Below are 15,513 nucleotides of genomic sequence, written 5' to 3' on the forward strand. Positions count from 1 at the left end.
CTCTCTCAATGTCAGTCATTATTTTTATGAGCCTGGATACATCACCTGGAGTGCCGCACTTCTAACTATGCGGTCACCATGCAGGCCCAGCTGGAATTCTTATTGGCCAGACAATAGAAACAGATTGGTTTGGCATGTTCAACCAATTATGGCGGATGCCAGTCAAAATACTGCCATACGGGGTCAGGCCAGTTCATTTTTGAGGCAAAGCGAACAAAGAGTGGACACCCTGGAGAGCTAAGGAAACTCAGGAGCGGCAGGGCGAAGGTGCTCCCGGACAGGTGCAGGGAAATCGGCCGGACCAAATTTGTGGTTCCAATCGCACTACCACCAGAGTTCTGAGCGACGTTACCCACCACCACAAAAACCCATCTGCCCCGAGGAGCAGATGGGTTCAAGTCGAGAAACTGTCATCTCATCGAAATGACTTACTGGCAGCCGGCCCCGCCAAGATCGATCACGTAACTCTGACTATTGGCCAGCGGTGAGTTGAACGGGATATGTCCGTCTTTACCCGCCGTGGCAATCACATAGTCCGCGAGCTGCTGACCTGCCGGGCGGCGCTCGGCGGCGATCACATTGCGAGAATCTTGTGAGTAGTTCTGCGAGAGATCAGGCACAGAACCGGAACTGTCGCTGATGGTGTACACCAGGGAAGAATCCAGGTTACAGGCGGCGTCGGAGAACCATACCTTGCTGCCTTCGCTGCGGAAGTTACCGTCGTCCACATCGCGCGCCAGCTCTTCGCCGCGCTCGTTCAACGCCTGCACCACGTCATCCTTTTCCTGGAAGTCGCGATTCATCATGAAGGTGTTGTCTTCCCACAGCACGGTTGCGCCCACACGCACGCTCAGGATGTCCTTGCGATAATTCATAAAGAAGTTATCGAACATGTGTGAGGTGCCGCGACGGATCAGCGGGATACGACGCAGGGTGTTACCCAGGCTGTCGTAGTGGTCGTCGGTGGTGATAAACGCGTTGTGGTGCATGGTGGTGGTGATCTGCTCGTTGATGGTCCGAGAGTCACTGGAGCCGTGCAGGGAAGCGCGCTTCACGTTGATCAGTTTGTTGAAGGAAATGGTGATGTCGTAGGCACCCACTTTCACATCAAACGCCGCGTCACCGGTGGTGTCGAAGGTGTTTTTGTGAATCCAGATGTCGTGGGACGCACCGGTGTTGCGGATCATGTCCGGATCCAGGCCGTGGTCCTCAACGTGACCGGCACCGCGGAAATCCAGATGGGTCAGAATTACGCTCTGCTCGGTTTCCACCGGCTGACCACTGCTGTCGGAACCAATGGCAAAACCGTTAAAGCGGAAGTAGCCGTTGCTGAAACGTCCGTCGATGGTTTTGTGGGAACCGATCTTGGCGTTGCGGATCGGCAGGTCATTGTCGTCCAGTCGGTTGTTGAAAAACTCCGCCAGACAGGAATCACCAGACAGGCCATTGCTGGAACACCAGCTGCGGAAATCGCGACACTGGGCTTCGCTACCATTGATGGCAGATTGTACGGAAGAATCGCCACAGAAGTTGCGGTGCATGGAAATTTCGGTTTCCTCTCCACCAACAGAGGCGAAATCAAATTTGTCGAACACGATCCAGTTGTGCTCGTCGCCGGTGATGGCGTCGAGGATCTGCTGCTCAACCGGCACGCTGCTGTTTTTGGTGATCACGGTCAGCTTGCTGTTGCCATTGGGATCGTAACCGCCCATGGCGTTTTCACCGTAACCCACCGGACGACCGAGGGTTTCATACAGGCACTGTACGATCTTCTGGTCAGTATCCAGTACGGAGGAATCGCGCCAGTTTACGTTCGGGTCGGTGGCCAGGGTTTCACAGGCGATTGGATTGCCGCCGGAGGAGGAACCGCCGGAGCCTGAGCCACTACCAGAACCACTACCAGAACTGCTACTGGAGCTACTGGACGACGAGCTGCTGCCGCCAGAGGAACCGGAACCACTACCACCAGAGGAACTACTGGAAGAAGAACTGCTAGAGCTGCTGCCACCGGAGGAAGAACCGACGCCGCCATTACAGTCGCCAGCACTCGGGGCAGAACCGATCACAGACAGGCTGTCGATGTTTGCCAGACCGCTACTTCCCGTCGCTTCAAGTCGGATTTCGTTGTAACCCGCGTTCAACCACACGGTCACGGAACCGCTATCGGCATAGTTACCCCAGGCACCGGTGCCCGGCAGGCTGACGTTGGCTTGGGGGCCATCATCTACCAGCACGGATCCGGGGCGGTCGCTGCTGCCGTTGGCGTAGCGCCACTGCAGGGTGTAATTACCCGCAGCCGGTACCACTACAGACCAGTCCACACCCAGTCCGCTTTCGTTCTCGGTATTGGCGTAACCGCTGCCGGTGTAGCCGCTGTGCTCGGATTCCAGCGCGCCGTCTACAGAACAGTAACCCGCTTCCGTTTCCTGGAGCACCAACGTGCTCGGTGCCGTGCTGATTACTGCATCGTCGCCATTGGAGTTGTACACCACCAGATTCTGGTCGGTGACTTTGACCCAGTAGTAGTAGGTGCCGTCCGCCAGATTGATATCGGTATAACTGTTACCGATCACACCAGTTGCAATACGCAGGCGGCCGGCCGGATCCGGATCGGTATCCCGGTAAACTTCCTGGTTGCGCACATCGATACCGTCGGTGTTCCAATTCAGCTGCGCATCGGTGCCGGAAGTTCCCACGCTCAGAGTCACGTCGCCACCACTGGAAGAACCGCCGGAAGATCCACCAGAAGAGGAAGAGCTGGAGGAGGAAGACGAGCTGCTGCCGCCGGAGGAAGAGCCGCTGCCTGATGCATTGTAGATTTCAAACTCGGCAATCTGCGGCGCGCTGGAAGCGGAATCGATCATCAGATTGATCTTGCCCATGCTTACATCGCCAAGGTATACCTGCCGTTCAGAACCGATCCCGTTACCGGAAGCCAGTTCATCGCCGTTGTCGTTGTTGACCAGGCGCCAGTTCTGCACGTTGCTGCCAATCTCACGAATGATCACGGTATTGAAAGAACCACCGAAATTTTTCGCAGAGATGCGCTCACCACTGGAAGAGCCCGGCTGCCAGTAGCTGCTGGTATCACCGTCGATAGCATTGCCGTAGCTGGAACCACTGCCTTTGCTGGAACCATCTGCATCGCCGGAGAGTGCGAGGTTCGAGCCCAGTTCGCCGCCGCCAGAGCCGCTGCCGCCAGAAGAACTGGACGAGCTGCTGGAAGAACTGGAGGTAGAGCTGCCACCAGAGCTGGAGCTTGAACCAGAGCTACTGCCGCCCGACGAACTGGAACTGCTGGAACTGGAAGAACCCGCAACGCAGCCGCTGTCCGCGACCTGGTTGCCCTTGTTGGCACCCGCTGTTGCCGCGACGATCTGCGGCACCAGATTGCCGTTACACAACTGGTAGCTGTAGGGAATACTAATGGACGTGGTGGATGTCGGGTTAGGGCCGGCGGGATGGTTGTCATCGTCATCCGCGGTCCAGGTAATGTTGGACCAGACGTTGCCACTCACCTCCCAGTAACCCATGTCATTGGTGTAGAAGGTGCCGAGCGGATCCTTCGAGTTTTCGAAGTAATTGTTTTCCGCCTTCATGCGCCCGCCGATCCGCGGGTTCATGCCAGATTTATTGATACCCGTGTAATGGTTGTTGAACGCGTGCGCCGTGGCGCCGCGCAACAGCGGGGTGCGGGAATCAATATTCTGGTAGAGGTTATGGTGGAAAGTGACTGGGCCATTGTTGGTGTCGCTATCACTGGAACCCACAAGACCGCCGCGGCCGGAGTTGCGCAGGATGCTGTAGGAAAGGGTTACGTATTTGGTGTCCGCCTTCATATCGAACAGCGCGTCGTAACCGTCGCTCTCACCGCCCTGCGCTTCCAGGGTCAGGTGGTCTGCCCACACGTTGTAAACGCCACTTTCCATACCAATGGCATCACCGCCGTTGGAGGTGGGCGAGCCGGATTTTTTCACATTCCGCACATGCAGGTTCTGCAGAATGATGTTGGAAGCACTGCGCAGGTGAATCCCCAATTCATCGAACAGCGCGCCGTTGCCGACACCGATGATGGAGACGTTGCTCACTTCCTTTATTTCGATCACGCCGTCTGCGGTATTACAGCTGTCACCAGACACCTTGCTGGTGTTGCCGTGATTGATGGTGCCTTCGACGTGAATGATGACGGGGGTGTCGTCCGACGGGCGATTACACAATGCCGCGTGGATTTCGGTGCCGGTAGTGGCGTACACCACGTTGCCGCCGGCGCCGCCAGTAGTGCCGCCATTTTGGGTGGCAAACCCCGTGGCCTGCGCGGAGACATCCGCGGCCGCGAAGGTGCCCAGCAATGCACTCAGCACCGCCGCTCTCTTCAACTTGATTTGCATGTGACCTTCCGTATTTATTATTTGGGTCTGATCAAGACAATCGGTCACGGAGTGGCTGCGAAATACTAAGCACAGGGAGATTCGGACCAATCATCATCGCTACGGGCGGCAGATACAGCGGGGTCCGCCCCGATATTTGGCCAAATTAGACTGTAAAACCAAAATGTTGTTTTCTTATAAATTGGCAATACCAAATATCGACACGGAGGTTACCAGATAACCCGGCGGTGTAAAGCCTATTTGGCAAGCTGTAAAGCCAGTCAACCAGAAGTGTGAGACCGAGCAAAGGATTGGCACGAACGACCACGGCAAAAGGCAGGCAAAAAAAAGCCGGGCTAAAAAGCCCGGCAATGCCATCCTGATGATGATGCGAGGAAAACAATGAAAAAACGCCGCGCCTGGCGATACAACTACTGAGACGAATCCCAATCACCAATCAACTGCGAGCAACCCTTTGGGGGTATCCGTGCAAAGGACAGAGTTACTCAATCAATCCCAGCGCGCGCGGCAGAAACTCGCTGATGGCCGGCACCAGAGTGACCAGCCCCAGTACCACAAACATCATGAGGTACATGGGCATCAGCGGACGAATCAACGCAGTGATTGATGTTTTGGAAATACTCGCCCCCACAAACAGCACGCTGCCCACCGGCGGCGTGCACAGGCCGATACACAGGTTCAGGATCATCACGATACCGAACTGCAGCGGCGACATTCCCAGCTCGGTCACCACCGGCAGGAAGATGGGGGTAAAAATCAGTACCGCCGGGGTCATGTCCATAAAGGCACCCACGGCGAGCAGAATCAGGTTGATGGTGAGCAGGATTAACAGCGGGTTGTCGCTGAGAGTGATCAGCGCCTGGCTGATGGTCTGCGGAATATTCTGGTAGGACATGATCCAGGACATGGCCGAAGACGCTGCGATCAGGAACATCACAATCGCGGTGGTCTCGACGGACTTGGTCAGCAGCGCCGGCAACTGGGTCAGCTTCACTTCCTTGTACACCACACAGGACAGCAGCAGCGAGTAGAGCACCGCAATAGCGCTGGCCTCGGTGGCAGTGAAGAAGCCGCTGATGATGCCGCCAATCACGATAAAGATCAGGAACAGGCTGGGCACCGCGTCCACAGTTTTCTGAACCGCCTCTTTCAAGGTCGGCTTTTCACCCACCGGGTAGCCTTTCGCTTTCGCCCAGAGTCCACACACCATCATCAGGCCCAGCGCCAGCAGCAGGCCCGGCAGATAACCGGCGATAAACAGCGCGGCGATGGAAACACCACCGGAGGCGAGGGAGAAGACGATGAGAATATTGCTCGGCGGAATCAACAGACCGGTGGTGGACGATGCCACGGTCACCGCAGTGTTGAAGTTCTTGTCGTAACCCGCCTTGGTCATAGACGGAATCATAAAACCGCCGATGGCCGAAGTGGCGGCAACCGCAGAACCGGAGATGGAACCGAACAGGGTGCAGCTGATGATGTTCACGAATGCCAGGCCGCCGGGAAGCATACCCACCAGCACCTTGGCGAAGTCGATAATGCGCCGGGCGATACCGCCGCTGCCCATCAACATGCCGGAGAAAATAAAGAACGGAATCGCCAGCAGTGCAAAACTGTCGATGCCGCTGGCCATCCGCTGGGCCATGGTGATCATGGCCGGGTCAAAATCGATGGTACACAACATGGTGAGCACGGTGGCCGCACCAATACTGATGGAAATGGGAACATTCAGAGCGAGCAGGATCAGAAAACTGACCAGTAATACCAGAACTGCGACTTCCACGATGACTCTCCTCGCTTAGGCTTCGACAGCAGCTTTGGGCTGCTTTTGTTTTTGTTGGGGTTCCCGACCGGTCGCCGACGCTTCCGCATCGTCGTTGCTGTCCGTGTATGGATGCACTTCCGAATCCGATACCGGCGGCAACTCTTCCTTCGCCGTGACCAGCTGGATCAGGTGATCCACAGAGAACAGACAGATCAGCAGGCCGGACAGCGGCAACACGCTGTACACAAACCCCATGGGCAGCCCCAGCGCAGCGGAGTACTGCTCGAGCTCGAAGGTGAGCAGCATCAGCTTGGCACCGCCGTAGACCATCGCCATGGCAGAAAAGGCGAAGCACACCAGCACCACAAAAATCTGCAGCGCGCGGCGCTTGGCGCCGTGCAGGGCATTCGTCAGCAGGTCGATACCCAGGTGGGATTTTTTACGATAGGCGTAGGCGCCACCCAGCAGACCAATCCACACCAGCAGGTAGCGCGCCACCTCTTCGGTATAGGAGCTTGGCTGCATGGGCAGGAAGCGGGTGAGTATCTGCCAGGTCACGTCCAGCACCATCAGCGCCAGCAGTGAACCGAGCACAAAGGCCAGGGCCTTTTCAATTTTCTGCATCATCTTTGCCTTCCACTTTTATTTTTTTAGTGGGCTTTTATGAATTACATAATCGCTTTGATTTGATCCAGCAGATCGCCGACTTCGGTGCCTTTGTAGCTGTCGTGCAACGGCTTGACCGCATCGATAAAGGGTTGCTTGTCCGGGTAGATCACTTCCACACCGGCCGCCTTCACCGCCGCCAGAGATTCCTCGGTGGACTCCTGCCACAGCTTGCGCTGGTAGGTCACCGCTTCCGCAACTGCCTGCTCGAGCCACTCCTGCTGTTGTGGCGTGAGCTTGCCCCACACCTCGGTGCTGATCAGCAGCAGGTCCGGCACATAGGTGTGCTCGTCGAGGGTGTAGTACTTGGACACTTCGTAGTGTTTGGAGAGGTAGAAACTCGGCGGGTTGTTCTCGGCCCCATTGACCACACCCTGCTGCAGCGCGGTGTACAGCTCGCCCCAGCTCACCGGAGTGGCGGCGCCGCCGAGGGTGTTGACCATTTTGATCGAGGTCTGGCTGTTCTGAACGCGAATTTTCTGACCGGCGAGATCCGCCGGCGACTGAACGCCGATATCGTTCATGTAGAAGCTGCGGCTGCCGGCATCCAGGTAGCCCAGGCCGCGCAGGCGTGCGCGCTCACAGGCCACCAGCAGGTCTTTGCCGATGGGGCTCTGCAGCACATTCCAGAAATGCTCGGAATCGCGGAATACGTAGGGGAGATTGAAGATTTTCATCTCCGGCACGAAGCCCTCCATGGGGCTGGCGGAGACCTTGGTCATTGCCAGGCTGCCGATCTGCAGCAGCTCGATCAGCTCGCGCTCGCTACCCAGCTGGCCGCCGGAGTAGATGTCGATACGCATGGTATCGCCAGACAGCTCCCGCAGGCGCTCGTCCATAAACACCATGGCACGGTGCACGGAGTGTTGCTGGTCCAGGGTGTGGGCCAGCTTCAGGGCCACCTGGTCTTCCTGGAAACCACAGCTGGCCAGGAACAGGGTGGTGCCAGCCAGGGCCGCAGCGCGCAGCTGCCGCCAGAATCTTCTCATTATCATCGTTGTGACCTGTTATTTATTTCTTATCGAGTACAGGTTTGCTGGTTTGACGCTTTAAGGAGCACGACCTCCCGAACGGCAGACCAGATTGGTCATACCATCGTAACAACTTGTGCACCGCTTGTGCAATCCTGCACTTGCTGCGTCGCCAAAAAATCGGCGCGTGGAATAATGGCGCCGCGGTGACCGATCACCCTGGCCGCACAGCGGTTGCCGGCGGCAATCGACGCCTCCGGGCTGGCCCCCTGCAGGCGCGCAGCCAGATAGCCCGCATTGAAGGAGTCGCCGGCGCCGGTGGTATCCACCACACTGCTGACCGGCGGCACATCGATGGCCGTCAGCTCACCTTCGTACTGCAACAGAACCGGTTCCGCACCGCGCTTGATCACCAGCTCAGACACACCGAAGTCGGAGTTGCGCTTGGCACACTCACCGGCGCGCTCGTCGCCCCATAGGGCCTGCTCATCCTCAAAGGTCAGCAGGGCCATATCGGTCTGCTGCAGGAACTCCGCCACCGCTTCTCGTGCCGCCTCGGCGGAACCCCACAGACGCGGACGGTAGTTGCTGTCGAAGGACACACGGCCGCCCGCAGCGCGGTACTCCTTGAGGAATGCCAGCAGCTCGGCGCGGGCTTCCGCACTCATGATCGCGAGAGTGATACCAGACAAGTACAGGCAGTCCTGGGTGCGCAGGTGGGCCTTCAGCGCCTCGCGGCGATCGGCATCCGCAAACAGCTCCCGCGCCGGCGCCTGACCGCGCCAGTAGGTAAAATAACGCTCGCCATCCGGGGTGTTCTGGATCATGTAGAGACCGGGGCAGCGGCCCGGCAGACGCGCAATGGCGCTGGTATCGATGGATTCGCCGGCCAGGCGAGTGAGCACTTCCTCACTGTAGGGGTCATCGCCCAGCAGGGTTACATAACTGACCTGCACACCGCCGCGGGCGATATACACCGCCGTGTTGTAGGTATCCCCCGCATACGACTGCGCCAGCAGCGGCTTGTCGCCACCCACCTGCCCCTGAACCGACGCCTGCGGCGCCAGTTCCACCATTACTTCTCCCAGTGCTGCCAGCTTCACGGCGTCCACCTCTGTATTTCCAACATCGTTGTATTTATCGTCGTCAGCCCAGCGGATTGCGCCACTTGCGCAGCAAGGCCTTACCAAAATCCAGCACAGGTATAACCAATTTACCCCCCCAAGGCAACTGTCGCCGCGCCGTGCGACGCGTGTGAGGCCAAATTTCACCCAACACCAACTGGTAATGCCACCTTACCAGATTATTCAGCTTTTCCACGGAATTGCAACTGGATTACGCCTCGAGAGACAATCCTTTTGCTCCAAACAATGGGAACAACTTCTCTGGTTGGCAGGAATTCGCTAGAATCGTCAGGATATTGGGACTGGTGGTCAGACAGGTTGTGCTCTCAACGCTTTCTGACCGCGACAGCAACCACCCTGGCCGGCATGTGACAATGCGCACAGCAGCCCGAAACAAACACAGAACTTATTCACATACAGGGGCGCGATACGCGTGGAACTGCAAGCAGTAAAAGCCGAAAGACTCTATCTAAAAGTTGCCGAGCAGCTCTCGGGGCTGATCACCGGTGGGTCGATCAAGCCCGGCGAGCGCCTGCCCTCGGAGCGGGTGCTGGCGGAAAAGCTCGGGGTCAGCCGTCCCACTATTCGCGAAGCGATGATTGCCCTGGAAATTTCCGGCGTGATCGAGATCCGCACTGGCTCCGGTATCTACGCTACACAGAAGCAGTACCAACAGACACAACCGGAAATTGGCGACAAAGGTGTAGGCCCATTTGAGATTCTGGAAACCCGCTTCATTATTGAATCGGAAGCGTGCGCACTGGCCGCGGCCCGCATCAGCAGCGAACAAATTCGTGAACTGAAGCAGGCAGTCAAGGAAATGGAAGAAGAAGAAACCCGCGCGGACGCGTCTGAACAGGCGGACTGGAAATTCCACAGCATTATTGCCGAGGCTTCCCAGAACACTGCGATCATCGGCATCGTCAACTGGCTGTGGGAACTGCGCAATCAGTCGGAACTCAGCACCGGCTTTATGGAGCGACTGCGCGCGGAGGGTGTCCACCCGTCTATCGAAGACCACCGCAAAATTATTCTGGCACTGGAACAGCGCAATCCGGAGAAGGCCCGCGCGGCCATGCGCAACCATATCGATAACGCCACCGCAGCGGCGGCGACCTACTTTGAGCAGGACCCGGCGTAAGCTGGGAATGCACCCGGTGGCGCGCCCTGAAAAGGGTGCGCTACCGCTCCCCTCTCAAAAGCACAGCCAATGCAGACTTGGCTCCATCCTCAATCATCAGCGCCAGCTGATTTCGCACCCCATCTACAAAATATTCGCTTTGAAGCAACGCCCCAGGCACGATACCTGAGTGCGTCAATAGCGCTGTAACATGATCGCGCGCGGGAAAACCCCGCTGATTTTTCTGGCGCTTGAGCATCGCCACCAGCGGCTGTGCCGCGGGGTCCTGAAGTGGGAAGCTCCGCTCCGAAAATGTCCCGAGAAATACGTACGCCAGCCAGGCCGCCACAACAGCGGTGAGCAGCGGACTCTGCTCGCCCTCGCGGAGACGCTCCACCATAGGCTCTAGGATACGTTGGGGTAATTTCTGGCTGCTGTCGGAGGCCACCTGCTGGCAGGTATAAGGCACCGAGGGATTGGAGAACCGGCCTATGAGATTGGCGCAGTAGTGCTCGAAATCGATATCAGGTAATTCTTCCAGGGTCGGCAACACCTCTTTCTGCATCAGAGCCAGTGCAAACTTGCGAATTTGCAGGTCGGATGCCGCTTCATAAATACAGGTGTAACCACTCAGTGCGCCGAAGAATGCCAATGCCGAATGGGTGCCGTTCAGCAGGCGCAGCTTCATTCGCTCATAGGGTGCAACATCGGCCACCACACTGACGCCGACCGAACGCCAGTCCGGGGTGGGTGCAATAAAGTTCCCCTCTATCACCCACTGGCGAAAATTTTCACTCAACAAGCAGGCGGTATCGCGGTAGCCCGCGCGCTGCTGAATGCTCTCGGCAATGGGCTCACTGGTGGCGGGCACCATACAGTCCACCACAGTGCTGCAAAAACCGATTTCCCGCAGTATCCAGGTGGCAAGGCCGCTGTCCTGCAGGCGCGCTGCAGTGAGCAGGCAATCCCGCAATAAAGCGCCGTTGTCCGGCAGATTGTCGCAGCTCAACAGGTTAAAACCCGGCAACCCTCGCTCGCGGCGCAGACGGCAGGCCGCGAGCAAAAAGCCCACCAGGGTTTTTGGCGCAGCCGGGTGCAGCACATCGTGTTCAATATCCGGATGGGAGAGATCCAGTGCGCGTCCACCGGGCTTCAGGCAATAGCCCTTCTCGGTCACTGTCACTGTTACCACGTGAGTGGAATCCGCAGCCAGCGCCGCAATCACCGCAGCGGGGCTCTCCGGTGCAACCAGAACATTTGCCACGGAGCCGACCACCCGCAACCGCTCGGTGTCCGCACTCCGTTCACACAGAGTGTAGAGACAATTCTGCGATTGCATTCGGTCGCGCACATCCGGGTTGCGCAGGCTCACCGCGGTAATCCGCCAGTCACCGCCGGACTTGCGCAGAAGGTCATCGACATACACCGCCTGGTGCGCGCGATGAAAGTTGCCGATGCCGATATGCACAATACCGCAACCCAACTCCGCAGGGTTGTAGCCCGGCATGGCCACTCCACTGCCGAGGGTAGCCCGCTTCTCAGAAACGGACTTGAGAAACTGAAGGTACAGTTTTGAAGTCTGAGCCGACGATCGCTGCGCTAACGCGGGCATAAGCTACCTCAACCGAGCGCTTTCAGGGCATGGATGACCCCACGCAACTCCGCCAACCCTTTGAGACGCCCGACATAGGAGTATCCGGGTTTTGCGGAACCAATCTGTAGTTCATCGGCCATCAGGTGGCCGTGATCCGGGCGCATGGGAATATCACGGCCAGAGCCGGCACTGCGGCGACGCCCCTCCTCCTCCAACAATGCGCGGATCAATCCGACCATGTCGTTGTCACCGGCGAGGTGATCGGACTCATAAAACGACCCGTCGGCTTCGCGGATTACATTGCGCAGGTGCACAAAGTAAATACGCTCGGCAAATTCCCGCGTCATCGACACCAGATCATTGTCCGCGCGCGCGCCAAACGAACCCGCACACATGGTCAGTCCGTTGGAGGGGCTGGGATAGGCGCCCAGCAGAGCGCGCGCGTCTTCCGCCGTCGATACCACCCGCGGCAGGCCGAACAGGGAGAAGGGCGGATCGTCCGGGTGGATACACATTTTCACACCCACAGATTCCGCCGCGGGAATAACCTCCTGCAAAAACAGGAACAGATTTTCCCGATAGCGATCGGTACCCAGAGCGTTGAACAGCTCGATGGACTGCCGAATACTGTCGCGATCGTGGGAGCCCTCACCGCCGGGCAGACCGGCAATAATGTTGCGCTCCAGTTGCGCGAGCTCGTCGCTGCTTTTGGTTTGCAGGTAGGTTTCTGCACGCGCCAGTACTTCCGGCGGGTAGTCGCCCTCGGCGCCTGCGCGCTTCAGCACATGGATATCGTAGGCTGCAAAGTCGGCCATTTCGAAGCGCAGGGCCTGGCTGCCATTTGGCAGGGTGTAATTCAAATTGGTACGGGTCCAGTCCACCACCGGCATAAAGTTGTAACAGACAGTGGTCACCCCGGCCTTGCCCGCATTGATCACGGACTGGCGGTAGTTCTCGATCATCCGGTCAAAATCGCCGGTGCGCGCCTTGATATCGTTGTGCACCGGTATGCTTTCAATAACCGACCAGCTGAGCCCCTCGGCCTCGATCAATGCCTTGCGCTGTTGTATTGCCTCTTCCAGCCACACTTCGCCGGCGGGGATATCGTGCAGTGCACTCACAATTCCCGTCGCTCCTGCCTGGGCGATGTGCCGCAGGGTAATTCCGTCATCTGGTCCAAACCAGCGCCATGTCTCTTGCATCGGACTTTTCCTGTTCTTTCCACTTCCGGGTCTTGTATCCGCGAGCCTCAGCTCCAGCGGGCTGCCATGTATTCATTGTGAAACATGCAACTGGTAAGACCACCGGACCAATTAAACTCAGTTTTGCAGTCAATGACAAGTGCCACCTCCTCGAAAGCCTGAATTTAGTGCAAAACGCGCAGCCAGGCGTCGAATTTTTAATCATATCAACGCGAATACGATGTTTTTTACGCCACGCATGAGTGATTTATTGCGATTTGATTAAAAAGCCTAGTGGCTAGATTGTAAGGCCAGAGAAAGCCACTTACCTTTTCCTTTCCGGCGTCGCGGTATTCAAACGCCGGACATGACCGGCAGCGCGGTAATGGTTGTATGGCTGCCGGCCTGTGAACGCCCTGGCACCGCCACCGCGGTGTGCCAGACACACAAACCTGGAATCATTTCCGGAGATAATAATGAATAAGCAACATCAACCGCCGAAACAGCGATTATTGAGAAAAACAGCCACACGCAACGGAGTCCGACTCCCGGTTGCGCTGGCAGTAACCACCGCCCTGTGCGCTTCGTTCAGTGGCCCACTGCTGGCAGCACCGGGCTACAAGAGCGGCCAGCCACTGCCATCCAATTTCAGTCAAACCATCAATGCCGCCGCCCACGGGGTTATTGCCAATGATGGGATGGACGATGCGGTCGCCCTGCAAAATATCATCGATACCATGATTCCCCTGGGGAACTCACCTTCCAACCGTGTGACGATTCAGTTGCCTGCCGGAGAAATACACCTGGACGATGAGGTGCACGTGGACCGCTCCGGTGTGGTGATTATCGGTGCCGGCAACAACCCCGCGAGCGGTACCAAAATCACCGTGCGCAGCTGGCAGCCTTATGGAGCAGACTCCAGCGGCGCGCCGGACTTCGATAAAAAGTATTGGCCCGGTTTTGGCGCCTTCCGTGTGGAGACCCGTATCAAGCACTCCGGCGAACAGAACTACGAGGGCAGTATCAACTTCCACTGGAAGCACAGTATCGAGTTTGATCAGACGGCATCTCTTGGCGATACGGTTTTGCACCTGGAAAATAACGGCGCGAGTAAGTTTTCTGTCGGTGATCTGATCTATGTGGGCGCCGCAACGGATACCGCCTTCCTGGATCTCGGCCAAGTGCCCAGCAGCAAGCGCTCAAAATCCCACCTGCAAACCGGGCACATGCGCACGCAGATATTTACCGTGACGGCTCGCAATATCAGTAACGATACCGTCACCCTCGACGCGCCGCTCGAGTTCGATATTCCGATCAACAACAACAGCGGTTACAAGAGCCGGGTAATGCCAGTCACTGCGGTGAAAGATGTGGGCTTTCGCGATTTCTATCTGCAGATGTCTACCACCGGCACCAACTGCGTGGGCTACAACGGCAACGACTACTCCGCATCTAATCCATCCGGCGTTGGCCACAAGTACGTGAACCTGTGCCCAGAGGATGCGATTCACGGCATCATTTTTAAGTGGGCTGCCGATGGCTGGGTGGAGAATGTGCGCATGGACATGATGGGCTCGCACCCACTGGTCACCGAGTTCGCCCGCCATATGACGTTTAAGGACAATAGTTTTAACGGTTCCTGGAACAAGGGTGCCGGTGGCAATGGTTACTTCCGCGGCTCCAAACTCTATGACAGCCTGATTCAGGGCAACACCCTGTCGCGCCTGCGCCACCTCACTCTTCAGTGGTCCGCCACCGGCAATATCGTCGAGAACAATACTCTCGATAGCGATATCAACCTGCACGGTGGCTGGGAGCGCAACAACCTGATTCGCAACAATATGGTGGCAGTACCTTTCGAGCACCGCAACTGGACCAACGGCGCACCGGACAGCGGTACCTGGCAACCGATCTGGTACGGCTCCGGGGATCACGCCAGTAACTGGTCCGGCCCCACCGGCCCCAACAACGTATTTCTTAACAACACCCTCAAAAAGGCGACCAGTGTCGGTGCACCCATTGCCTCCTGGGGCCTATTCGATGCCCCAGGGGTCAGCTATGCGTTTGCCTGGGATGGCAGTCAGTTTGTGCACCTGAATGTCAGCGGCACACCGGTAAGTACCTGGGATCAGAGCTACGCGGAAGATGTACATGCGCAGATGCCGCTGTCCGGGGTCTATACCGGGGGAAGTTCTGGCAGTGGATCCAGTTCTTCCAGTAGCTCTTCGAGCAGTTCCTCCAGCAGCTCGTCCAGTAGTTCCAGTTCCGGTGGCAGCAGTTCATCATCGAGCAGCTCTTCGTCCAGCAGTTCTGGCAGTGGCAGCTCCAGCGGTGGCAGTGGTAGCTGCGGTAGCTATATCGATTTGCCGTGGGACAGCCGCCAGGAAATTACTTTGGGCAGTGGTAGCTGCGTGCGCTTCGACCGGAGTCTGTCCGGCGAGAACCTGCAGGTGTGGGACAGCAACGACAATCCCAGTTGCGATTTCCGCGGCACCATCACGGCAGTGGATGGCAGCGGCTCACTGGTAGTGGATTCGAACTACGAGTCTTCCGGTGGATTTAGCGGAACCACCCTCAAGTTCCAGGCGAGTAATGGCTGCGCTTACGTAAAAGTTCGCGCTTACTGATTTGTATAGGGCGGCACTCTGTGCTGCCGATTTACTCACAAAAAAGCCCCACTCGAGGTGGGGCTGCAATGTTGGCG

The 15,513-nt window shown here is 57.5% G+C and carries 10 protein-coding genes; 2 read left to right on the plus strand and 8 right to left on the minus strand.

Annotation, left to right across the window (positions count from 1 at the left end; all coding sequences use genetic code 11):
• Positions 1-428 precede the first annotated feature (428 nt).
• The 6 genes from Q1A74_RS13925 to Q1A74_RS13950 form a co-directional block, all read right to left on the minus strand.
• Positions 429-4,388, minus strand: coding sequence for a CBM35 domain-containing protein (locus tag Q1A74_RS13925; protein WP_299597316.1), 3,960 nt, complete (start codon positions 4,386-4,388; stop codon positions 429-431).
• 145 nt (positions 4,389-4,533) lie between these two features.
• Positions 4,534-4,821, minus strand: a complete 288-nt coding sequence (locus Q1A74_RS13930) for a hypothetical protein (protein WP_299597319.1) — start codon at positions 4,819-4,821, stop codon at positions 4,534-4,536.
• Between the two features lie 48 nt (positions 4,822-4,869).
• A complete protein-coding gene (locus tag Q1A74_RS13935; protein WP_299597322.1) occupies positions 4,870-6,171 on the minus strand; it encodes a TRAP transporter large permease in 1,302 nt (433 codons plus the stop codon).
• A gap of 15 nt (positions 6,172-6,186) precedes the next feature.
• The gene (locus tag Q1A74_RS13940; RefSeq protein ID WP_299597326.1) at positions 6,187-6,780 is read right to left on the minus strand and encodes a TRAP transporter small permease; all 594 of its coding nucleotides are present in this window, start codon (positions 6,778-6,780) and stop codon (positions 6,187-6,189) included.
• A gap of 41 nt (positions 6,781-6,821) precedes the next feature.
• A complete protein-coding gene (locus tag Q1A74_RS13945; protein WP_299598380.1) occupies positions 6,822-7,808 on the minus strand; it encodes a TRAP transporter substrate-binding protein in 987 nt (328 codons plus the stop codon).
• A gap of 98 nt (positions 7,809-7,906) precedes the next feature.
• Positions 7,907-8,893: a sugar kinase gene (locus Q1A74_RS13950; protein WP_299597329.1), complete on the minus strand. Its 987-nt coding sequence runs from the start codon at positions 8,891-8,893 to the stop codon at positions 7,907-7,909.
• 454 nt (positions 8,894-9,347) lie between these two features.
• Between Q1A74_RS13950 and Q1A74_RS13955 the strand changes: the two genes are divergently transcribed.
• Positions 9,348-10,055, plus strand: coding sequence for a FadR/GntR family transcriptional regulator (locus tag Q1A74_RS13955; protein ID WP_299597332.1), 708 nt, complete (start codon positions 9,348-9,350; stop codon positions 10,053-10,055).
• Between the two features lie 40 nt (positions 10,056-10,095).
• Here Q1A74_RS13955 and Q1A74_RS13960 read toward each other — a convergent pair whose 3' ends face one another.
• Both Q1A74_RS13960 and uxuA read right to left on the minus strand, forming a co-directional pair.
• Positions 10,096-11,541 carry a mannitol dehydrogenase family protein gene (locus Q1A74_RS13960; protein WP_299597336.1) on the minus strand — a complete coding sequence of 482 codons (1,446 nt, stop codon included), beginning with the start codon at positions 11,539-11,541 and terminating at the stop codon, positions 10,096-10,098.
• A gap of 113 nt (positions 11,542-11,654) precedes the next feature.
• Positions 11,655-12,830, minus strand: coding sequence for a mannonate dehydratase (uxuA, locus tag Q1A74_RS13965; protein ID WP_299597340.1), 1,176 nt, complete (start codon positions 12,828-12,830; stop codon positions 11,655-11,657).
• A 455-nt stretch (positions 12,831-13,285) separates the two neighbouring features.
• Here uxuA and Q1A74_RS13970 point away from each other — a divergent pair, with 455 nt between their 5' ends.
• Positions 13,286-15,436, plus strand: coding sequence for a hypothetical protein (locus tag Q1A74_RS13970; protein ID WP_299597344.1), 2,151 nt, complete (start codon positions 13,286-13,288; stop codon positions 15,434-15,436).
• The last annotated feature ends 77 nt before the right edge of the window (positions 15,437-15,513 follow it).

Source organism: uncultured Microbulbifer sp. (assembly GCF_947504145.1).
In the GTDB taxonomy this organism is placed as follows: domain Bacteria; phylum Pseudomonadota; class Gammaproteobacteria; order Pseudomonadales; family Cellvibrionaceae; genus Microbulbifer.

Coding starts and splice junctions, on each gene's coding strand:
- Q1A74_RS13945 (WP_299598380.1), bottom strand. CDS start 7,808: ATGAGAAGATTCTGGCGGCAGCTGCGCGCTGCGGCCCTGGCTGGCACC.
- Q1A74_RS13970 (WP_299597344.1), top strand. CDS start 13,286: ATGAATAAGCAACATCAACCGCCGAAACAGCGATTATTGAGAAAAACA.
- Q1A74_RS13925 (WP_299597316.1), bottom strand. CDS start 4,388: ATGCAAATCAAGTTGAAGAGAGCGGCGGTGCTGAGTGCATTGCTGGGC.
- Q1A74_RS13940 (WP_299597326.1), bottom strand. CDS start 6,780: ATGATGCAGAAAATTGAAAAGGCCCTGGCCTTTGTGCTCGGTTCACTG.
- uxuA (WP_299597340.1), bottom strand. CDS start 12,830: ATGCAAGAGACATGGCGCTGGTTTGGACCAGATGACGGAATTACCCTG.
- Q1A74_RS13960 (WP_299597336.1), bottom strand. CDS start 11,541: ATGCCGGGCTACAACCCTGCGGAGTTGGGTTGCGGTATTGTGCATATC.